We start from the raw sequence: 19684 nt of genomic DNA, 5'->3' as shown, positions 1-19684 counted from the left end.
CCGCGCGGGTGACGCCATCGACGGCTGCCGGGCAGAGCGGTGCCGGTCGTGCGTACGACCGCCCCAAGCTCCTCTCATCCGGCCGCCCCAAGCTCCTCTCATGCGGCCGACCCAAGCTCCGCGCCTCACCCTGCGAGGTGCGCTGATGAACCAGTCCCGCGCCGCACTGCGCCGCACCCTCGCCCCCGCTCCCGCTCCCGTACGTCACGCTCTGCTCCGCTGGACCGTCCTCGTCCTCGCCGTCGCCGTCTGGCAGTTGGTCGCCCGAACCCACGGCAGCGTCTACTTCCCACCGCCCGCGGAGATCGCGCGGCACGCCCGTGACCTGTGGTTCTCGGGGCCCGTCCGGCACGGCTTCCTCACCGACGCCGCCGTCGCCGACGTGCTGCCCAGCCTCGGCCGGATGGCCGCCGGGTTCGCGCTCGCCGCCGTCGCCGGGATCGCCCTCGGTGTCGCGGTCGGCCGTTCGCGGCGCGCGTACGCCCTGTGCAACCCGGTTCTGCAGTTCGCCCGCAGCGTCCCGCCGCCCGCCCTGGTCCCCGTCTTCGTCGTGATCTTCGACTTCGGTACGCCGATGCAGATCGCGTCGATCGTCTTCAGCGCCGTCTGGCCGGTGCTGATCAACACGGCGGAAGGCGCCCGCAACACCGACCCGCTGCGCCTGGAGGTCGCCGCAGTGCTGCGCCTCACCCCGGCCGAACGGCTTCGCTTCCTCATCCTGCCCTCCGCGCTGCCCCGCATCTTCGCCGGCCTGCGCCTGAGCCTCTCGCTCTCCCTCATCCTCATGGTGTTCTCGGAACTGCTGCCGGGCACCGCGAACGGCATCGGCTTCACCCTCACCGACGCCCAGTCCCGCTCCGACCTGCTCACCGTCTGGGCGGCACTCGCCCTGCTCGGCGCCTTCGGGTACCTCCTCAACACCGGCCTGCTCGCGGTCGAGAGGCGGCTGGTCGGGAAGGGGAGGGCGACGACCGTATGACCTTCACGCCACCCCCCACGCCCCCCGCCTCCTCCGCCCAGGGACACGCATGCTCCGCCTAGACACGGTCGGTCAGCACTACGGCGACCACCAGGTACTGCACGACATCACCCTCACCGTGCCGGACGGCCAACTCCTGTGCGTCGTCGGCCCGTCCGGCTGCGGCAAGTCGACACTGCTGCGCACCGTCGCGGGCCTGCTTCCCACGTACGACGGCACGATCACGCTGGACGGCACACCCGTGCGGGGCGTCCCCGACAACCTGGCCGTGGTCTTCCAGGACTACGCCCGCTCCCTCTACCCCTGGCTCACGGTCCGCGAGAACGTGGCGCTGCCGCTGCGCCGCAGGGACCTGCCGAGAGCGGAACGCCGGGCCGAGGCCGACCGCATCCTGGCCCGGGTCGGCCTCACCGACACGGCCCGGCGCCACCCCTGGCAGCTCTCGGGCGGCATGCAGCAACGGGTGGCGATCGCCCGCGCCCTGGTCTGCCGCCCCTCCCTGCTCCTCATGGACGAACCCTTCGGCTCCCTGGACGCCCAGACCCGCGAGGACCTGGAGGACCTCCTCCTGGAGGTCCACCGCACGGACGGCGCCACGATCGTCTTCGTCACCCACGACATCGACGAGAGCGTCTACCTGGGCGACCGTGTGGTCGTCCTCTCCCCGGGGCCCGGCGCCAAGGTCGTCCTGGACCTGCCCGTCCGACTCCCCGGCACCCGGGACCAGATCAGGACCCGGGGCCTGGCGGAGTTCGTCGCACTGAGGTCGGAGGTGGGGCGGGCGGTGCGCAACCGGTAGTCGGCCCGCCCGCGTTCGCCCTCCGCCGCTCAGCCCAGGCGCACGTCCTGCCACACCAGCCGGTGGTCGGACGTCGGCACCGTCCTGCCGTCCCCCACCAGCCGGTACAGCGGGTCGTCGGACGTCGGCCAGAAGACGCCGTTGGTGGCCGGTATCAGGCCCCTGGACGGCAGGACGTAGTCGACGCGCAGATTGCCGGGAGAGGTGTCGCCGAAGTCGGAGGTGTCGTACGCCGGGTTGCCGGTGTGCGAGGCGTTCGCGCCGCCCTGGAGCTTCGCGGCCTCCACGCCGCCCGCGCTCGCCGGGGGAGTGGCCGGGAGGTGCACCGCCGGGTGGTCGAGCAATTGCCGGATGGCGTGGTCGTAGCTGTCGCCGTCGTACGGGTCGGCGTTGTTGTCGCCCGCGATCACGAACCGTGCCCCGGGCCGCAGCCCACCGCACACGCCCTTGTCGTCGTAGAGGTAGGAGCTGCGCCGGCGCCCGCCGACGTAGTCGGCCCACAGGCGGATCTCGTCGTGGTTGCGGCGTCCGTTGCGGTCCTCGGTGCCGTCGAAGGTGGGCGGCGTCGGGTGCGAGACAAGGAAGTGCACGGTGGAGTGCCCGATGCACACCGGCACGTCCCAGTGGCTCTTCGACGACAGCCGGAGGATCGCGCGGGCCTCGTCGCTGTAGTAGCCCGGCGGCATGACGTGGCTGGGCATGTCCTTCCACAGGAAGCGCTGGAAGGTCCGCACCGCGCGTGTGTCGATCGGGAACTTCGACAGTACGACCATGCCGTACTGCCCCGGGAACCAGCCGTAGCCGTACGCGTCCTGCCCGTACGCGTCCGAACCGGGGGTCGTGACGGCGCCGTTCTTCCCGTCGAGGTCCATGCCGGTGGCGACACCCGTGTTGACGGGGCCGGTGTAGTGGTACGGGAAGCGGATCGGTTTCGCCCCGTTGTGGCCCACGGACAGGTAGTTGCGCAGGAAGAGACGGACCGCCGTGCCCTGCTCGTCGTGGTCGAACTCGTTGATCAGCAGGACGTCCGGGTCGACCCGCTGGATGGTCTCCGCGGCGTTGCGCGCCTGGGCGTTGTCCGGTGTGGACAGGTCGGTGATCAGCGCGCCCTGGGTGGCTCGGTTCAAGGAGGCGTTGAAAGTGGCGAACCGCACGGACCGGCGGCCGTGCCGCTCGGCCGCCGCGGCCGGGAACGCCGCGGTCGTGGCCAGCGCAGCCCCGGCGAGGGAGGCGAGCGCCGTGCGGCGGGAGAGGGATCCGGTGTGGGTCATCGCGACTCCGGTGTGGGAGGGGGACACATGAGGTGCGAGAAGTCTGCGCGCGTAGAGATGAACGCCACAAGGCACGGCGAGAACTCCCGGATTCACCCTTGATTCACGCGATGGTGTGATCATGTCCCGCGCGGCGGATGCCCCTCGGGACCCGGGGGTAGGGCCGGGCCATGACGCAGCAGCCCTTCGAACTCCCGCACTTCTACATGCCGTATCCCGCGCGGCTGAACCCGCACGTCGACGAGGCGCGTGCCCATTCGACCGAGTGGGCACGCGAGATGGGCATGCTGGAGGGGTCCGGGATCTGGGAGCAGGCCGACCTGGACGCGCACGACTACGGTCTGCTCTGCGCCTACACCCACCCCGAATGCGACGCCGAAGCCCTCTCCCTCATCACCGACTGGTACGTGTGGGTGTTCTTCTTCGACGACCACTTCCTGGAGATCTTCAAGCGCACCCAGGACCGCGTCGGCGGCAAGGCCTATCTGGACCGGCTCCCGATGTTCATGCCGATGGACCTGTCGACCCCGATGCCCGAGCCGCAGAACCCGGTCGAGGCGGGGCTCGCCGACCTGTGGACCCGCACGGTGCCCTCGATGTCGGCCGACTGGCGCCGCCGGTTCGCGGTCGCCACCGAACACCTGCTCAACGAGTCGCTCTGGGAACTGTCCAACATCAACGAGGGGCGCATCGCCAACCCCGTCGAGTACATCGAGATGCGCCGCAAGGTGGGCGGTGCCCCCTGGTCGTCGGGCCTGGTCGAGTACGCGACGGCCGAAGTGCCCGCGTCCGTCGCCGAGTCGAGGCCGCTCAGGGTTCTGATGGAGACCTTCTCGGACGCCGTGCACCTGCGCAACGACCTGTTCTCCTACCAGCGCGAGGTCGAGGACGAGGGCGAACTCAGCAACGGCGTCCTGGTCCTGGAGACCTTCTTCGACTGCACCACCCAGCAGGCCGCCGACACTGTCAACGACGTCCTCACCTCCCGGCTCCACCAGTTCGAGCACACCGCCCTCACCGAAGTCCCTGCCCTGGCTCTGGACAAGGGCCTCACCCCGCAGGAGGTCGCGGCGGTCGCGGCGTACACCCAGGGGCTGCAGGACTGGCAGTCCGGCGGCCACGAGTGGCACATGCGCTCCAGCCGGTACATGAACGAACGTGCGCGGACTTCCGCGCCGTGGCAGGTACCCACCGGGCCCGGCACTTCCGCGGCCGACGTCGGTGCGCTGCTCGCCGCGGCCGGCGCCGAACGCCTCCGTGCGTACACGCACATGCCCTTCCAGAAGGTCGGCCCGTCCCGGCTGCCCGACTTCTACATGCCGTTCCGGGTGGAGCTCAGCCCGCACCTCGCCGACGCCCGCACCCACCTCACCGAGTGGATGCACCGCATGGGCATGCTCCGGGAGGGTGTCTGGGACGAGGACAAACTCGCCGCCTACGACCTTGCGCTGTGCTCCGCCGGCCTCGACCCGGACGCCACGCCCGAAGCACTCGACCTCAGTGCGCAGTGGCTCGCCTGGGGCACGTATGCCGACGACTACTACCCGCTGGTCTTCGGCCACCGCCGCGACCTGGCCGCCGCACGTCTGACGACCCGGCGCCTGTCGGACTGCATGCCGCTCGACGGAGAGGTGGCCGTCTCTCCGCTGGGCGGCATGGAGTGCGGCCTCGTCGACCTCTGGACGCGCACGACGGCCGAGATGACACCGGCCCAGCGACGCTCCCTGAAGGAAGCGGTCAACGCCATGACGGAGAGCTGGGTGTGGGAGCTGGCCAACCAGCTCCAGAACCGCATCCCGGACCCGGTCGACTACCTGGAGATGCGGCGCGCCACCTTCGGCGCCGACCTCACGCTCAACCTGTGCCGGATGGGCTGCGGCCCCGCCGTCCCGCCCGAGGTCTACCGCAGCGGGCCCGTGCGCTCCCTGGAGAACGCCGCCGTCGACTACTCGATGCTCATCAACGACGTGTTCTCCTACCAGAAGGAGATCGAGTACGAGGGCGAGATCCACAACGCCATCCTCGTCGTGCAGAACTTCTTCGGCGTCGACTACCCCACCGCACTCGGAGTCGTCCATGACCTGATGACCCAGCGCATGCGCCAGTTCGAGCACGTGGCTGCGCACGAACTGCCCGTCGTGTACGAGGACTTCGGCCTCTCGGACGAGGCTCGCAAGGCCATGGGGGACTACGTGGCCGACCTGCGGAACTACATGGCAAGCATCCTGAACTGGCACCGGTCGGTGGACCGTTACAAGCCCGACTTCCTGGCCCGCCGCGCCCACGGCTTCCTACCGGACCGCCCGTCGGCCGTACCCGTTCTCAGCTGACCTCCCGCACGCCCGCCGCGGCCTTCTCGGCGAGCTCTCGTACGCCGTTCGCGACGTTCTCCGAGAGCTCGCACCGCCGTCGCAGTACGTAACAGCCGCCACTGACAACGGACTTCCCGCCTCCGGATGCCGTTTCCGAAACTTTTCGTGCGGAACGGGATATTCAGGGAACTTGGGCGGGGCGCCGCGAGTCTTCTGGGGTGAGGGGAACAGACAACGAGAACACACGGGGGTGTTCGACCTTGACCGACATCATCGAGAGGCTCACGGACAGCGACACGGGGACCGGAGCGAAGGGGGCCGACAAGGGGGAGCGGCCGCTCGACGCCGGTGAGCTCACGCCGTACGCGGCCCCGCTGCCCGTCCCTCCCGTCCTGCGCCCCGCGTCCGACGACGTTCTGCGCGAAACCGAGATCGCCCTGCGCCCGACCTGGGTGCGACTGCATCCGCAGCTGCCGCCGACCCTGATGTGGGGGTACGACGGCCAGGTGCCGGGCCCGACCATCGAGGTGCGGCGCGGACAGCGTGTCCGCATCGCCTGGACCAACCGCATCCCCAGGGACGGCGAGTACCCGGTCACTTCGGTGGAGGTACCGCTGCGCACGGACGGCCGTCCGCAGGCCTCCACCGAGCCCGGCCGTGAGGGCGTCGAGCCCAACAAGGACGTCACCGCCCTGCCCGCCTGGTCGGTGACCCATCTGCACGGCGCCCAGACGGGCGGCGGCAACGACGGCTGGGCGGACAACGCGGTCGGCTTCGGCGACGCCCAGCTGTCGGAGTATCCGAACGACCACCAGGCGGTGCAGTGGTGGTACCACGACCACGCCATGAACATCACCCGGTGGAACGTGATGGCGGGCCTGTACGGCACCTACCTCGTCCGTGACGAGGAGGAGGACGCCCTCCATCTGCCCTGCGGTGAGCGGGAGATCCCGCTGCTGCTGGCCGACCGCAACCTCGACACCGACGAGGACGGCCGGCTCAACGGGCGGCTGCTGCACAAGACGGTGATCGTCCAGGAGAAGAACCCGGAGACGGGCAAGCCGGTCTCCATCCCGTTCACCGGCCCGTACACCACGGTCAACGGCCGCATCTGGCCGTACGCCGACGTGGACGCCGCCTGGCACCGCTTCCGGCTGGTCAACGCGTCCAACGCGCGTATCTACAACCTCGTCCTGGTCGACGAGGACGACAACCCGGTCCCGGGCATCGTGCACCAGATCGGCAGCGACGGCGGGCTGCTGCCGCGGCCGGTGCCGATCGACTTCGACGGCGCGCTGCCCACGCTGAGCGCGGCACCGGCCGAGCGCTTCGACCTGCTCGTCGACTTCCGCGCTCTCGCGGGCCGGACGCTCCGGCTGGTCAACAAGGGCCGCAACCAGCCGCCCGGCGTACCCGACCCGGCGGGCGACGTGCGCTATCCGGCGGTCATGGAGTTCCGGGTCGGGGAGAGCTGTGAGACGGACACCTTCGAACTGCCCGAGGTGCTCTCCGGCTCCTTCCGCCGGCTCACGCACGACATCGAGCACGGCCACCGCCTGATCGTGCTCACCCCGCCCGCCACCAAGGGCGCCGGCGGTCACCCGGAGATCTGGGAGATGACGGAGGTCGAGGACCCGGGTGACATCCAGGTCCCCACCGAGGGTGTCGTCCAGGTCACCGGCCCGGACGGCAGGACCAAGACCTACCGGCGCACGGCACGGACGTTCAACGACGGCCTCGGCTTCACCATCGCCGAGGGCAGCCACGAGCAGTGGAGCTTCCTCAACCTGGCACCGATCGTCCACCCCATGCACATCCACCTGGCCGACTTCCAGCTGCTGGGCCGGGACGCCTACGACGTCTCGGGCTTCGACCCGGCGGTGGGCGGCACCCGCAGCCCGATCCGGTACGACGCCGGCACCTCGATCCCGCTGGCGCCCAACGAGCTCGGGTACAAGGACGTCTTCCAGGTGCCGGGCAACCAGATGCTGCGCGTCATGGGCCGGTTCGACGGCGCCTACGGCCGCTTCATGTACCACTGCCACCTCCTTGAGCACGAGGACATGGGCATGATGCGGCCCTTCGTCGTCATGCCCCCGGAGGCGTTGAAGTTCGACCATGGCGCCGGGCACGGAGGACACGGCGGCCACGGGGCGGGGCACACGGGCTGAGGCACGCACGTGCGCGTGGCGCCGTCCCTTGCGGGTCTCGCGTCACGCGCGCGTGGCGACCCTGCGCGCCGCGTGTTCGACGGCGGCTCGCGCCAGCGCCCGGACGACCGGGTGCGGGTGTGAGCCGTCGCCGGACAGCTCCGGCTGGAAGAGCGTGGCCAGGAAGAAGGGGTGGCCGGGCAGTTCGGCGATCCGTACGTGACCGTCCTCGTCGTGTCCGGAGAAGAGCAGCCCGTGCGCGCTCAGGGTGTCGAGGTGGCGGGAGGGGCCGTACGCGCAGAAGTACCGTTCGACGGTCCGCTCCGAGCCGATGACCGACTGGGCGAGCGAGCCGGGCGCGATCCGGACAACGGCCTCGTGCCCGACGAGCGAGCAGGCCAGGGGTTCGATGAGGAAGTCGTCGGCGCCGGGGTCGTTCTCGGCGTGGGCGACACGGGTCAGCCCGCACACGTCCCGGGCGTACTCAAGGAGTGCGTGCTGGAAGCCGCCGCACGTGCCGAGGAACGGGATTCCCTCCTCGCGCGCGGTGCGGATCGCCGACAGCACACCCGCCTCGCTGCGGTACGGGCTGCCCGGCAACACCCACACCGCGTCGAAGCCGCGGACGGTGTCCTCGGCCGCCGCGTCCTGCGACGGGATCCAGTAGGCGTCGAGGACGAGCCGCTCGCGTTCGGCGAGGGCGTCCAGCAGAAGCGGCACGCGCGTGTGCGAGGCGACGTTGGGGGAGCGATCCCCGACCAGGGCGAGCCTTGCCGCTCGCGCCGTCCGTGTCCTCTGTGCTGTCTGATGTGGCGTCTGGGTCGTCTGAGTCGCCTGTGCCATCCTGGCCGTCCGAGCTGCGGAGTTCGTCATGTCCTTCATCCTGGGCGCGGCCCGTACTTCACGTCCAACGATGATTACTGCACCTCCGATAAGCGGTGCTGATGGGGTGCGGGATGCTGTCCGCCATGGACCCGCACCTGCTGCGCACCTACGTCACGGTCGCCCGCCTCGCCTCGTTCTCCGAGGCCGCGCGCGAGCTGGGCTACACCCAGTCGGCGGTGTCCCAGCACATCGCCGCGCTCGAACAGGACCTCGGCGCCCCGCTGCTCACGCGTCGCCCCGTCACGCCCACGCCGGCCGGCGAGCGGCTCCTCGAACACGCGAGCCCGTTGCTGCTGCGCCTGGAGGCGGCCCGCGCGGACGTCGTACGGATGGCTGCCGCGCCCGCTCACGGGCTGACGCTCGCGACCTCGTCGACCGCGCTCGGACCACGCGTCCTCGCCGCGCTCCCGGCCTCCGGGGTGACCCTGCGTGTGCTGCCCCGCGACGAGGTCCCCGCGGCCGTGGCCACGGGGACGGCGGATCTCGGCCTCGTGGACGGCCTGGCCGCCCCCAGCGACCCGTTGCGACTGCCCGACGTGGCACCGCTGACCACCTACGGCGTGGGGGAGGAGCCGGTCTGCGTCCTCCTGCCCGACACCCACCCGCTCGCCCGGCGGACCGGCCTGCGCCTCGCCGACCTGGCTGACGCCCGCTGGCTGGACGCCCCCGACGCCGGTTTGCCGCTCGCCCACCTCCGCGCCGCGAACGGCGGCCACGGCTTCCGCACCGCCCTGCGCTACGAGGGCACCGACGTCCGCGCCCTCATCGCCCTGTCCGCGGCGGGTCACGGCCTCACCCTGCTGCCACGCCCGACGGCCACCGGGGTGCCCGGCACGGCGGCCGTACCGATCACGGAACCGCGAGTCGTACACCGGACGGAACTGGTGCACGCGGGGGTGCTCGGGGGAGCGGCGGCCGGAGTCGCGGAGGCGCTGGTCGAACGGGCGTGAGGAGCGGGGGGTACGCACCTGGCGCACCGGCGGGGGAGGGAGGCCGTGCCCTCGGCACACCGGCGTGAGAAGGGAAGCCGCACTCTTGGCGCACCGGCCTGAGGAGGCAGGCCGCACCCTTGGCGCACCGGCCTGAGGAGGAAAGCCGCGCCCCGACGCACCGGACTGAAGCAAGGCGACGACTCACCGGCCGCAGGGGTGTGAGCCGGCCGCCCGCCACAGATGCTCGCCCACCCTGACGTCCCGTTTCCGCCGTGACGCCTATGGCTTCCCGTTCTTGACCACTGGTCAGTCTCACTCGATCGTGGCTCGTTGTGCGCCGGTGCGCAGGGTAGTCACCAGACGGAGGCGATCCGATGGAACACACTGCGTTGCGACCCAAGCCCATGCCAGGTCAGCGGCCCGACGACGGCGCCAAGTCAGGCTCCGGCGCGAAGCGCCCGCACGCCGCGCCCCGCCCACGCCGACGGCGACTCGCGACCCTTCTGGTCGCCGTTCTCGCCGGGATGATCCTGCTCCTGTCCGGAGTCGGACTCGGCACGCTGGGCGCCACGGTGATCGGCATGAGCAGACTCGCCGAGCTGCAGCGGCAGGCAGGGCAGGGCCTTCCCGGCAGCCCGACCGTCTCCGCGCATCCCGGTTCCTCGAAACAGCCCCCCTCGACCCGGACCTCCTCACCGGTCCCCGCCGCCGTCGCGACCCTCGGAGTGGAGGCCGTGGACGCCCGGAAGTCGGGGGCCCTGGTGGTCGGGGTCCACGTGCCCGGCCCGGGATACACGGCCGGTCTGGTCCGCGGTGACGTGATCCTCGCGCTGGACAAGACCCGTATCGGCTCGGCCGCCGACCTCGCGCGAACCGTCGCCGGTTCCCGTCCGGGCGACGCGGCCACCCTGACGGTGCGCCACCGCGGCGGCGACCACCAGTGGCTGACGGTGGTGCCGGGCGTCGTCACCTGACCACCCCCATCCCCGGGGAATTCCGGGAAAAGCACTGGCCACGCACGGCCGGCAAGGCCACGATGACCCCATGCCGACCACCCTCATCGCCTTCCTGGGGGCCTGTACCCTCATCGCCGCCTCGCCCGGGCCCAGCACCGTGCTGATCATCAAGCAGTCGCTGTACAGCAGGCGCTCCGGATTCCTGACGGTGCTCGGCAACGAGACCGGCGTCTTCATCTGGGGTTCGGTCGCCGCTTTCGGCCTGACCGCACTGCTGACGGCGTCCGAGGTGGCGTACGACGTGATGCGGATCGTCGGCGCGGTCGTGCTGGTCGGCTTCGGCATCCAGGCGCTGCGGCAGGCGCGGCGCGCCAAGGGGGCGGAGGAGAGCGCATGGGAGGGCACGCCGAAGAGCGGCTGGGCCTCCTACCGCGGCGGACTGCTGCTCAACCTCGCCAATCCCAAGGCGGCCGTCTTCGCGATGTCCTTCCTGCCGCAGTTCGTGCCGCACGGCGCCCCGCATCTGCCGGCCATGGTGGGCCTCGCCGCGCTCTGGGCGGTCTACGAGGTCGGCTACTACGGCCTGTACGTGTGGTTCGTGGGCCGGATGAAGACCGTGCTGTCCCGCACGGGCGTGCGCCGACGCCTTGAACAGGTCTCCGGAGGGGTGCTGCTGCTCCTCGGCGTCCGCATGGCGCTGGAAAGCTGATGCCATGGCACCGGACGGCTGCCGCCATGCCCCGCCGGCCGCCCGACGGACCTCCCGACCCGCCGCCCGAAAGGCGCGTCGACCGGCTCGCGTCGCCCCCTCCGTACGGGCAGGATGCTGCCCGTAGTCCTTTCACGCGCCCAGGGAGGCCCGGATGACCGGCACCGCACCCGCTCCCTTCACCGCCGACGACTACCGGGCCCGGATGGAACGGGCCGCGCGGACCGCCGCGGACGCCGGCCTGGCCGGGCTCCTGGTGGCACCCGGCCCGGACATGGTGTGGCTCACCGGCTACGCGCCCCCCGCCGAGACCGAGCGGCTCACCCTGCTGGTCCTCGCTCCCGGCCGGGATCCCGTCCTCGTCGTCCCCGCCCTGGAGGCCCCGGACGCCGCCAAGGCTTCCGGCGCGCCCGTCCTGACCCTGCGCGACTGGACCGACGGCCAGGACCCCTACGCCGCCACCGCCGCCCTCCTCGACGCGAGCGGCCGGTTCGGCATCAGCGACAACGCCTGGGCGATGCATCTGCTGGCCCTGCAGAAGACGCTGCCCGGCAGCTCCTACGCCTCCCTCACCGACGCCCTGCCGATGCTGCGGGCCGTCAAGGAAACCGCCGAGGTGGAGCTGTTGGCGGCCGCGGGTGCGGCCGCAGACGCAACGTTCGAGGAGATCCGGAAGGTTCCCTTCGGCGGACGCCGCGAGTCGGACGTCGCCAAAGACCTCGCCGACCTGCTGCGCGACTTCGGCCACTCCCAGGTCGACTTCACCATCGTCGCCTCCGGCCCGAACGGCGCCAACCCGCATCACGAGGCGGGCCACCGAGTGATCGAGAGCGGCGACATGGTCGTCCTCGACTTCGGCGGCCTGCGGGACGGCTACGGCTCCGACACCTCCCGCACGGTCCATGTCGGCGAGCCCACCGACGAGGAGCGCCGCGTCCACGACCTGGTACGCGAGGCCCAGGAGGCCGGCTTCCGCGCCGTACGGCCCGGTGTTGCCTGCCAGGAGGTCGACCGGGCCGCCCGCGCGGTCATCGCGGACGCCGGGTACGGCGAGTACTTCATCCACCGCACCGGGCACGGCATCGGCGTCACCACGCACGAGCCGCCGTACATGATCGAGGGCGAGGAGCAGCCTCTCGTGCCCGGCATGTGCTTCTCCGTGGAGCCGGGCGTCTATCTGCCCGGCCGCTTCGGAGTGCGTATCGAGGACATCGTCACGGTCACCGGGGACGGCGGCCGGCGCCTCAACGACACGACCCGCGAGCTGGTCATAGTCGACTGACCCGGCGACCGATCCCGGAGCAAGGAGCCCCCGTAGACCCCCGAGCGACAACGGCGCGACCATGACCCAGGCACCGACACCCACCGCGGACACCGTCCGCCGGCTGGTCCGTTCCCTGCTCAAGGACGGTGTGGCCGACTCGGCCGGACCCGAGGTGCGTCCCGCCTCCCCGGGCGCCGAGCCCGCCACCTGGTGGGTCGGCACCCGCCATGTGCTGCGCCTTGCCCCCGACCGGGCGGCCGCCGTCCGCCAGCGCCGCGAACTGCGCCTGCGCGACCTCGTCCGCCCGCACGTCCCGGTCGCGGTGCCGACGAGCGTCGCGCACGGGGAGTGGGCGGCCGGGCTGACCTACACCCTGGACACCAAGGTGCCCGGCGGGGCGGGCGCACAGCACGACGTGTCCGCCGTCGGAGAGGCCGACCTGGCCGGGCTGCTCACGGGGCTGCGCGAGATTCCGGTACGGCAGGCCGAGACGCTCGGTGTGCCGCGCACCGCCCCGCGCTCCCTGGAGGCCCTGCGCCGGTCCGCCGACAGTGCCGCCGGGCGCCTCGCCGCCGCCGACGAGTTCGACGCCGTCCGGATGCGGCAGCTGACCCAGCCCGCCGCCGTGCAGCTCGCGGCCCAGCCCGGCACCGCGGTCCTCGTCCACCACGCCCTCACCGCCGACCACCTGGTCGTCAGCGCCGACGGCCGGGTGCGCGGCGTCCTCGGCTGGGCCGACACCGTCGTCGGCGACCCCGCCGAGGACATCGCCGGTCTCGCGCTCGCCGTCGGCTCCCCGGCCGCCGTCCGAGCCGCCACCCTGGCCGGCTACGGGGCCCGCCCCTGCCTGCGCGGCCTCTGGCTCGCCCGCTGCGACGCGGTCGCCCACCTCGCGGACCGCCTCGAAGGCAAGGGCGAGGCACCCCTCTCGCTGCTGAGGACACAGCTGCGACACGCGTGGGAGGCGATCCTGCTGGAGCGCGTGACGGAACTCAGGGAGGAGGACGACAGGGACGAGGAGCTCTAGCAAACGCCCTGGCTCACTGCCCCCGGCTCGCCGCTGACCCCTGGCTCACCTGCGCCACCGGCGCACCGCGCCCCCTGGCCCGGCTCACCCCTGCAACAGCACCACACTCGACTCCCCGGGCACATGCAGCACCCCGTCCGCGCCCGGCGCCTCCACCGGCTCCCACGCCGCCAGTACGGCCGCCTTGCGGGGCCCCAGCGGGATCGACGCCGGTTCCTTGGCGAGGTTGACGGCCACCCGGACGTCGCCGCGACGGAAGGCGAGCCAGCGCTCCTGCTCGTCGTAGGCCACCTTGGTGTCGGCGAGGTCGGGATCGGTGAGATCGGGCTGCTCGTGGCGCAGCGCGATGAGGCGGCGGTACCAGTCGAGCACACGCGCGTGGGGCTCGCCGTCGAGCTCGGACCAGTCGAGGCAGGAGCGCTCCCGGGTCGCCGGGTCCTGCGGGTCGGGCACGTCCTCCTCGGCCCAGCCGTGCGCCGCGAATTCGCGCCGTCTGCCGCGCCGTACCGCCTCGGCGAGCTCCGGGTCGGTGTGGTCGGTGAAGAACTGCCAGGGCGTGCTCGCGGCCCATTCCTCGCCCATGAACAGCATCGGCGTGAAGGGCGCGGTCAGCGTCAGCGTGGCCGCGCAGGCCAGGAGGCCGGGGGAGAGCAGGCTCGCGAGCCGGTCGCCCTGGGCCCGGTTGCCGACCTGGTCGTGGGTCTGGCTGTAGCCGAGGAGGCGGTGCGCCGCCACGCGCGCGCGGTCCAGGGGGCGGCCGTGGCGCCGGCCCCGGAAGCTGGAGTACGTGTCGTCGTGGAAGTAGCCGCCGGCCAGGGTCTTGGCGAGGCCCGCCATGGGGGCGCGGGCGAAGTCGGCGTAGTAGCCCTGGGACTCGCCGGTCAGCGCGGTGTGCAGGGTGTGGTGGAAGTCATCGTTCCACTGGGCGTGCAGCCCGAGCCCGCCCGCCTCGCGCGCGGTGATGAGCCGGGGGTCGTTGAGGTCGGACTCGGCGATCAGGTACAGCGGCCGGCCCAGGTCGGTGGCCAGGGCGTCGACGGCCGTCGACAGCTCCTCAAGGAAGTGGCACGCGCGTGTGTCCGCCAGCGCGTGCACGGCGTCCAGACGCAGCCCGTCGATCCGGTAGTCCCGCAGCCAGGACAGCGAGCTCTCCACGAGATACGCGCGCACCTCGTCCGAGCCGGGGGCGTCCAGGTTGACGGCGGCGCCCCAGGGCGTCTGGTGGGTGTCCGTGAGGTAGGGGCCGAAGACCGGCAGGTAGTTCCCGGACGGGCCGAAGTGGTTGTGCACGACGTCGAGGACCACGCCCAGGCCCAGCTCGTGCGCCCGGTCGACGAAGCGTTTCAGCGCCTCGGGTCCGCCGTACGGCTCGTGCACGGCCCACAGCGAGACGCCCTCGTAGCCCCAGCCGTGCCGCCCGGGGAAGGGGCTCAGGGGCATCAACTCGACGTGGGTGACGCCCAGTTCCGCGAGATGTCCGAGCCGCTCGGCGGCCGCGTCCAGCGTGCCCTCACGCGTGTACGTGCCCACGTGCAGCTCGTACAGCACCGAGCCGGGCAGCGGCAGGCCCGCCCACTCGGTACGCCACTCGTACCGTTCGTGGTCGACGACCGCACTCAGTCCGTCCGGGCCGTCCGGCTGCCGGCGGGAGCGCGGGTCGGGCAGCACGGGACCGTCGTCGAGCGCGAAGCCGTACCGCGTCCCGTCCCGCGCCTCCGCCTCCCCCCACCACCATCCCGCGCGATCGGGATCGCGCTCCAACGCGCGCGTGGCGCCCTCGCAATGGAGCGTCAAACGGTCGGCCTGTGGTGCCCACACCTCGAACTGCACGGACGGTTCCCCTTCGTCTGCTCACCGTGATGTAGCCCGTCCATGGTGCTTCAAACGTGATCAATCCGCTTTTGAATCATCCCTTTTGCGGCGGGTGTCGCGGCCGGTCCCGTCGGGCACGCGCGGGTGGCCGCCGTTTCCCCGTTTTCTGGACACCGCGGGTTCACTGACCGACAATCAGCACCGTGACGTCGTCCTTCGAGTTCAACACGTACCCCGCGCGGCTCTCCGACGCGGAGCGCGACAAGGCGCTGAAGGTGCTGCGTGACGGCGTCGCCATGGGCCGGCTCTCGCACGACACGTTCGTACGACGCATGGAACTCGCCCTCGCCGCCCGCCGCGCCGACGAGCTCGCCGTACTCACCGCCGACCTGCCCGTCGAGAGCCGTGTGTCACGCCTGGTGTTCGGCACCGTCGAGGCCATCTCCGGCTTCACCGTACGGCTGCGCAGGGCCTGGCAGTCCGAGCGGCTGCCAAAGCTGCTGCTGCCCCACCCCGCGACCGGACATCCGCTGCGCATAGGGCGCGACCCCGCGAACGGGTTGCGGCTGACCCACGAGACGGTGTCCCGGGTGCACGCCGAACTGAGCCACCAGTGCGGCATGTGGGTCCTGCGTGACCTCGGCTCCACCAACGGCACCACGGTGAACGGCCGCCGCGTCATCGGGGCCGTGGTGGTCCGCGAGGGCGATCAGATCGGCTTCGGCCGGATGTCGTTCCGGCTTGCCACGCACTGACCGCAACCTCGCGGCGACCCGAATCCCTTTGACCTTCTGCGGTGTTGACGTAGTCGTCAACTCGTGACTGACTGTGCGTACACCATGCACATCAGGTGAATCGACGGCACCACATTGTGGAGGTGTGCCCTGCCGCCACTCCTCCGCTATCCGACGGTCGACGAGCTCGGCGCCCGGGCTGCCGCACTCGTCGCCCGCCGCCCCCGTGACGCGCGACTGCGCCGGGTGGGGACCTCCCGGGCCGGCACGCCCATGTTGCTGCTGTCCGTCGGACACGGCAGCCGTCAGGCCCTGATCGTGGCCGGCCCGCACGCCAACGAACCGGTGGGCGGCGCGACCGTACTGCGACTGGCCGACAGGGTGCTCGCCGACCCCCGGCTGCACGAGGGTGCCGACGCCACCTGGAACCTGCTGCTGTGCCTGGACCCCGACGGTCTGCGCCGGAACGAGGGCTGGTTGCGCGGTCCGTACGCCCTCGGCGGCTACTTCCGGCACTTCTTCCGGCCCGGCTTCATGGAACAGCCCGAATGGCTGCCCGACGGCGCGGACGCCGTCGTGCTGCCCGAGACCCGCGCCCTGCTCGAACTCCAGGACGAACTGCGGCCCTTCCTCCAGTGCTCCCTGCACGGGGTCGACGTCGGCGGCGGCTTCGTCGAGCTGACCCACGACCTGCCCGGCCTCGCCCAGCGTGTCGCGCACTGCGCCACCCGCCTCGGCATCCCGCGCGAGCTCGGCCCCTACGACACCCTGTACTGGCCGGAACTGGGACCCGCCGTCTACCGGATCCCCAGGCCGCGCCGCGGCGATCTGGCCGCCGCCATCACCGAGGCGGCCGTCGAGTCGACGTGGTTCCATCCGCACCGGCACGGCACGATCACGGCGATCGTCGAGGCCCCGATGTGGGGTGTGGCCGCGGTGGAGGACGGCGCTCCGCCCACCGATGAGGAAACGGTCCTGCGCGTGGTGAGCCACACGCTGCGCCACGACACCCGGCTCCTGGAGCGGCTGTTGGAGCGGCTGCGCCCCCACCTTCCGGCCGGACCGGAGACGGCCCGGCTGCTCGCCCCGGTGGACGACTATTTACTGGTCTGCCCCGGGCTCGCCGACACCTGGGACCCCGACATCCCGGTCACCGGCGGCGCCCGCCCCCTCCCGCCGCTCAGCACCGCCCATCTGGCCGCCCTGCGCATCGCCGGACGGCGCCTGGCGCTGCGCACGGCAGGGCTGCTCCACCAGCTCGTGACGGGCGCGGGGCGCGACCCGGCCGGAGTGATGCCGGAGCTGGAGCGGCTCCTGGACCAGTGGTGCGACGACTATCGCGACGGCTGCGGGGCGCGCTGGATACCGGTCGCGCGGCAGGTGGAGTACCAGTCGCGGGTGGTGCTGGCCACGTTCGAGCTCGCCGGACGGTACGCGCCCGCGTGCTCCCGTTCGGGTGAGTCGGGGTGGAATGCCGGGGCCGCTGTGCCGATGCATCGGGAATGACGCATTCCCACCCGAGGCGCTCCCTCACTGAACACACTCGCGCGGCGAAAGCGGTCCGGGCCGGTCTGTCGGCCGCCGCAGCCCTCCTGGTCCTCGGCACCGTTCCGGCCCTCGCGGCGGCTCAGGAGCCGGTCCGGGAACCCGGTCCGACCAACTGGCTCTTCCTCACGATCACCCCCGGCGACGGCGGACACGGCGACACGCGCGGCGACGGCGGACAGAACGGCACGCGCGGCGAGGGCGGCCACAGCCGCGGCATCCTCCTCACCTGCGACCCGCCCCAGGGCCACGACCGCGCGGTCGAGGCCTGCGCACAGCTCGCCAAGGTGGACGGCGACATCAGCCGGCTCCAGCAGCTTCAGTCCGACAACACCTTCTGCACGATGATCTACGCGCCGGTCACCGCCCACGCGCGCGGGACATGGGGCGGACGGTCCGTCGAGTACCGGGAGACCTTCTCCAACTCCTGCGCGCTGGCCGCGCGGACCGGCTCGGTGTTCACGATGGACAGCTGACCCGGACGGCCCACACGGCCGCCGAGCCTTCGTACACCTGTCGGCGAGTCTCACGCGCGCATGGAGGACGGCGTCGCGCCCACGCGCGCGTGGCGCCGTCCTGCCGCGCCACGCAGCCTGTCGCCTGCCTCATGCCGCGCGGTCCCGTGCGTGGAGTGCCGCCGCGACGACCGTGCGGGACTGGTGCTCGACCTGGTCCTCCAGGGGCACCCAGCGGGCGCGGAAGCGTTCGGTGAAGGCGTCGCTCCAGGTCGCCACGAGGTGTTCGAGGTGCGGTGCCGCACGGTCATCGGCCTCCCGCAGGACGCGCAGCAGCATGGCCGCCGCCCGCAGCGGCAGCCGGCGCCCGAAGGCGTCCACGCTCCCGACGTACGCCATGGTGTCGTCGGCCGGCGCCGTGTGGATCCAGTCGGCGGCCAGCCCCGGCACCAGCTCCAGTGCCCACTTCGCGGCCCGCAACAGGGGCCCGTCGACGCCGTCCAGCCGGGGCAGCGCCTCGCCGAGCACCCGCTCCACCTCCAGCGCGTCCCGCCGCAGCCGGGTCCCCAGCCGCCGCATCGCCCTGGCCGGGGCAGGATGCGGAGCCGGGTCGTCCACCAGGTCGCTCGCCCACATCGGCACCTCGACGACCGCGGTCAGACCGCCGTACCGATGCACGTGGTACCAGGTACTGCTGCGCGCGTCGTCCGGCATGCTCGGATACGCCGCCCCCGCGCCCGGCGCCGGCATCACATGCACCCCGGGTCCGGCCGCGGGCCAGCCCGCCGCGTCCGAGGCGCCGGTCTCCACCGGGATGTGCAGCTCGGCGGCGGACTTCGCGAACGGCTCGGCGAGCCCGGGGACATCCTTCGTCAGCTGTACCCAGCTGCCGCCCAGGTCGGTGCCGTGCAGGGTCACCTGGAGGTAGGGGCGGAGTTCGTCGATGACCCGGGTCAGCGCGCGCGTCTCCGGCGGCAGCCGGTCGGCGGGCAGCGCGGCCGGCGCCCATTCCGGCTGTTCCGGGGCCGCCGGCCGGAAGAAGCCCTGGTGGTACTCGAACAGACTCCGGGGCGCCGGGGTGATGTGCAGGTTCGCCCCGTCGGGGTCCGCGCACAGCAGGAAGTGCCAGGAGATGTCGGCCCGTAGGTCCCGGTCGCGCAGGACGCGTTCGGCGACGGCGAGGAGGGTGGCGCTTCCCGTCGGTTCGTTGGCGTGGGCACCCGCGACCACCAGGACCGCGCGTCGGGCGTGACCGATGGAGAGCAGGATCAGCGGTCTGCCGCCCCGGGAGGTACCCACCTGTCTCAGTGTGCACAGGCCGGGACGGTGAGCGGCCAGTGCACGGGCGGACAGGACCAGTTCGGCAAGGGTGGGGTAGCGCAGCTCCGGCAGGAGACTCACCCCCGTCACGTCCGCCCGGCTTCGCAATCCGCAGTACCCCACGGTCTCGTTGACGTGTCAAGGACTTCACGGGGGAGGCGCCAGGGGGCGCCCAGTTGCATTCACCGTCGGAGGGTGGGGGCCGCCGGCCTCGACGGGAGCGCGACGCCCGCCCTGCCGCTCCAAGAGGTTGTCCCATGCACCCCAGGAGTCACAGAACGAGACGCGCTCCGAACCGGTCACCTTCCGGCCGCGCACCGGGAGACACCGGAAGCCCGGCGGTGCAGCGCACATCGGCCTGCGCCACCACGCGCCTGCCATCGGGCACAGGCCCCCGGAGCGCGCGCGGGTACGAGCCGGTCGCCGGCGGGACGGCACGGCGTGCGGCGCAGCTGTCCACGCCGGGCAGCCGCACTCCTTCGCGCACGGCTTCTTCGCGCACGGCTTCTTCGCGCACGGCTTCTTCGCCCACGG

General features: G+C 72.1%; 17 protein-coding genes. 12 read left to right on the top strand and 5 right to left on the bottom strand.

From position 1 onward, the window contains the following. The first annotated feature begins 145 nt into the window (after nt 1–145). Both POF73_RS32945 and POF73_RS32940 read left to right on the top strand, forming a co-directional pair. On the top strand, nt 146–979 hold the full coding sequence (locus tag POF73_RS32945) for an ABC transporter permease (protein ID WP_272122698.1): 834 nt from the start codon (nt 146–148) through the stop codon (nt 977–979). A gap of 49 nt (nt 980–1028) precedes the next feature. Continuing rightward, nucleotides 1029–1778 carry an ABC transporter ATP-binding protein gene (locus POF73_RS32940; protein ID WP_272122697.1) on the top strand — a complete coding sequence of 250 codons (750 nt, stop codon included), beginning with the start codon at nt 1029–1031 and terminating at the stop codon, nt 1776–1778. 29 nt (nt 1779–1807) lie between these two features. Here the strand turns inward: POF73_RS32940 and POF73_RS32935 are convergent, their stop codons facing one another. Then, nucleotides 1808–3049 (bottom strand): endonuclease/exonuclease/phosphatase family protein, encoded by a 1242-nt coding sequence (locus POF73_RS32935; RefSeq protein ID WP_272122696.1) that lies wholly within the window; start codon nt 3047–3049, stop codon nt 1808–1810. 170 nt (nt 3050–3219) lie between these two features. Between POF73_RS32935 and cyc2 the strand changes: the two genes are divergently transcribed. Both cyc2 and phsA read left to right on the top strand, forming a co-directional pair. Further along, on the top strand, nt 3220–5379 hold the full coding sequence (gene cyc2 / locus POF73_RS32930) for a germacradienol/geosmin synthase Cyc2 (protein ID WP_272122695.1): 2160 nt from the start codon (nt 3220–3222) through the stop codon (nt 5377–5379). Nucleotides 5380–5621: 242 nt separating this feature from the next. Then, nucleotides 5622–7532 carry an O-aminophenol oxidase PhsA gene (phsA, locus tag POF73_RS32925; RefSeq protein ID WP_334313636.1) on the top strand — a complete coding sequence of 637 codons (1911 nt, stop codon included), beginning with the start codon at nt 5622–5624 and terminating at the stop codon, nt 7530–7532. A 42-nt stretch (nt 7533–7574) separates the two neighbouring features. Here the strand turns inward: phsA and POF73_RS32920 are convergent, their stop codons facing one another. Next, nucleotides 7575–8354 (bottom strand): CTP synthase C-terminal region-related (seleno)protein, encoded by a 780-nt coding sequence (locus tag POF73_RS32920; protein ID WP_272122735.1) that lies wholly within the window; start codon nt 8352–8354, stop codon nt 7575–7577. Between the two features lie 125 nt (nt 8355–8479). On the opposite strand from POF73_RS32920, the gene POF73_RS32915 reads away from it, so the two are divergent. The 5 genes from POF73_RS32915 (at nt 8480) to POF73_RS32895 (ending at nt 13284) form a co-directional block, all read left to right on the top strand. Beyond that, nucleotides 8480–9346, top strand: coding sequence for a LysR family transcriptional regulator (locus POF73_RS32915; protein WP_272122693.1), 867 nt, complete (start codon nt 8480–8482; stop codon nt 9344–9346). A gap of 356 nt (nt 9347–9702) precedes the next feature. Next, nucleotides 9703–10302, top strand: a complete 600-nt coding sequence (locus tag POF73_RS32910) for a PDZ domain-containing protein (RefSeq protein WP_272122692.1) — start codon at nt 9703–9705, stop codon at nt 10300–10302. A 70-nt stretch (nt 10303–10372) separates the two neighbouring features. Then, nucleotides 10373–10993: a LysE family translocator gene (locus POF73_RS32905; RefSeq protein ID WP_272122691.1), complete on the top strand. Its 621-nt coding sequence runs from the start codon at nt 10373–10375 to the stop codon at nt 10991–10993. A gap of 154 nt (nt 10994–11147) precedes the next feature. Continuing rightward, a complete protein-coding gene (locus POF73_RS32900; protein ID WP_272122690.1) occupies nt 11148–12275 on the top strand; it encodes an aminopeptidase P family protein in 1128 nt (375 codons plus the stop codon). Between the two features lie 61 nt (nt 12276–12336). Then, nucleotides 12337–13284, top strand: coding sequence for an aminoglycoside phosphotransferase family protein (locus tag POF73_RS32895; protein ID WP_272122689.1), 948 nt, complete (start codon nt 12337–12339; stop codon nt 13282–13284). Nucleotides 13285–13368: 84 nt separating this feature from the next. Here the strand turns inward: POF73_RS32895 and treZ are convergent, their stop codons facing one another. Beyond that, nucleotides 13369–15114, bottom strand: a complete 1746-nt coding sequence (gene treZ, locus POF73_RS32890; protein ID WP_272122688.1) for a malto-oligosyltrehalose trehalohydrolase — start codon at nt 15112–15114, stop codon at nt 13369–13371. A gap of 185 nt (nt 15115–15299) precedes the next feature. Between treZ and POF73_RS32885 the strand changes: the two genes are divergently transcribed. The 3 genes from POF73_RS32885 to POF73_RS32875 all read left to right on the top strand — a co-directional run bounded on the left by POF73_RS32885 (nt 15300) and on the right by POF73_RS32875 (nt 17851). Beyond that, nucleotides 15300–15851, top strand: coding sequence for a DUF1707 and FHA domain-containing protein (locus POF73_RS32885; RefSeq protein WP_272122687.1), 552 nt, complete (start codon nt 15300–15302; stop codon nt 15849–15851). Between the two features lie 114 nt (nt 15852–15965). After that, nucleotides 15966–17336 carry a M14 family zinc carboxypeptidase gene (locus POF73_RS32880; protein WP_272122686.1) on the top strand — a complete coding sequence of 457 codons (1371 nt, stop codon included), beginning with the start codon at nt 15966–15968 and terminating at the stop codon, nt 17334–17336. Next, the gene (locus tag POF73_RS32875) at nt 17333–17851 is read left to right on the top strand and encodes an SSI family serine proteinase inhibitor (RefSeq protein WP_272122685.1); all 519 of its coding nucleotides are present in this window, start codon (nt 17333–17335) and stop codon (nt 17849–17851) included. Before POF73_RS32880 ends, POF73_RS32875 begins: the two co-directional genes overlap by 4 nt. Before the next feature lie 129 nt (nt 17852–17980). Here POF73_RS32875 and POF73_RS32870 read toward each other — a convergent pair whose 3' ends face one another. Both POF73_RS32870 and POF73_RS32865 read right to left on the bottom strand, forming a co-directional pair. After that, nucleotides 17981–19231, bottom strand: a complete 1251-nt coding sequence (locus POF73_RS32870) for a M14 family zinc carboxypeptidase (protein ID WP_272122684.1) — start codon at nt 19229–19231, stop codon at nt 17981–17983. A gap of 190 nt (nt 19232–19421) precedes the next feature. After that, entirely contained in the window at nt 19422–19682 is a 261-nt protein-coding gene (locus tag POF73_RS32865) for a hypothetical protein (RefSeq protein WP_272122683.1), read from the bottom strand. Between the last annotated feature and the right edge of the window lie 2 nt (nt 19683–19684).

The organism is Streptomyces sp. HD (assembly GCF_028369295.1).
Lineage (GTDB): Bacteria > Actinomycetota > Actinomycetes > Streptomycetales > Streptomycetaceae > Streptomyces.
The sequence above is the reverse complement of the archived record's forward strand: the minus strand, read 5'-3'. Positions and strand labels throughout refer to the sequence as shown.

Excerpts from the sequence above, each read along its gene's own strand:
- POF73_RS32945 (WP_272122698.1), top strand. The coding sequence starts at position 146 with ATGAACCAGTCCCGCGCCGCACTGCGCCGCACCCTCGCCCCCGCTCCC.
- POF73_RS32940 (WP_272122697.1), top strand. The coding sequence starts at position 1,029 with ATGCTCCGCCTAGACACGGTCGGTCAGCACTACGGCGACCACCAGGTA.
- POF73_RS32935 (WP_272122696.1), bottom strand. The coding sequence starts at position 3,049 with ATGACCCACACCGGATCCCTCTCCCGCCGCACGGCGCTCGCCTCCCTC.
- cyc2 (WP_272122695.1), top strand. The coding sequence starts at position 3,220 with ATGACGCAGCAGCCCTTCGAACTCCCGCACTTCTACATGCCGTATCCC.
- POF73_RS32920 (WP_272122735.1), bottom strand. The coding sequence starts at position 8,354 with ATGGCACAGGCGACTCAGACGACCCAGACGCCACATCAGACAGCACAG.
- POF73_RS32915 (WP_272122693.1), top strand. The coding sequence starts at position 8,480 with ATGGACCCGCACCTGCTGCGCACCTACGTCACGGTCGCCCGCCTCGCC.
- POF73_RS32910 (WP_272122692.1), top strand. The coding sequence starts at position 9,703 with ATGGAACACACTGCGTTGCGACCCAAGCCCATGCCAGGTCAGCGGCCC.
- POF73_RS32905 (WP_272122691.1), top strand. The coding sequence starts at position 10,373 with ATGCCGACCACCCTCATCGCCTTCCTGGGGGCCTGTACCCTCATCGCC.
- POF73_RS32900 (WP_272122690.1), top strand. The coding sequence starts at position 11,148 with ATGACCGGCACCGCACCCGCTCCCTTCACCGCCGACGACTACCGGGCC.
- POF73_RS32895 (WP_272122689.1), top strand. The coding sequence starts at position 12,337 with ATGACCCAGGCACCGACACCCACCGCGGACACCGTCCGCCGGCTGGTC.
- POF73_RS32875 (WP_272122685.1), top strand. The coding sequence starts at position 17,333 with ATGACGCATTCCCACCCGAGGCGCTCCCTCACTGAACACACTCGCGCG.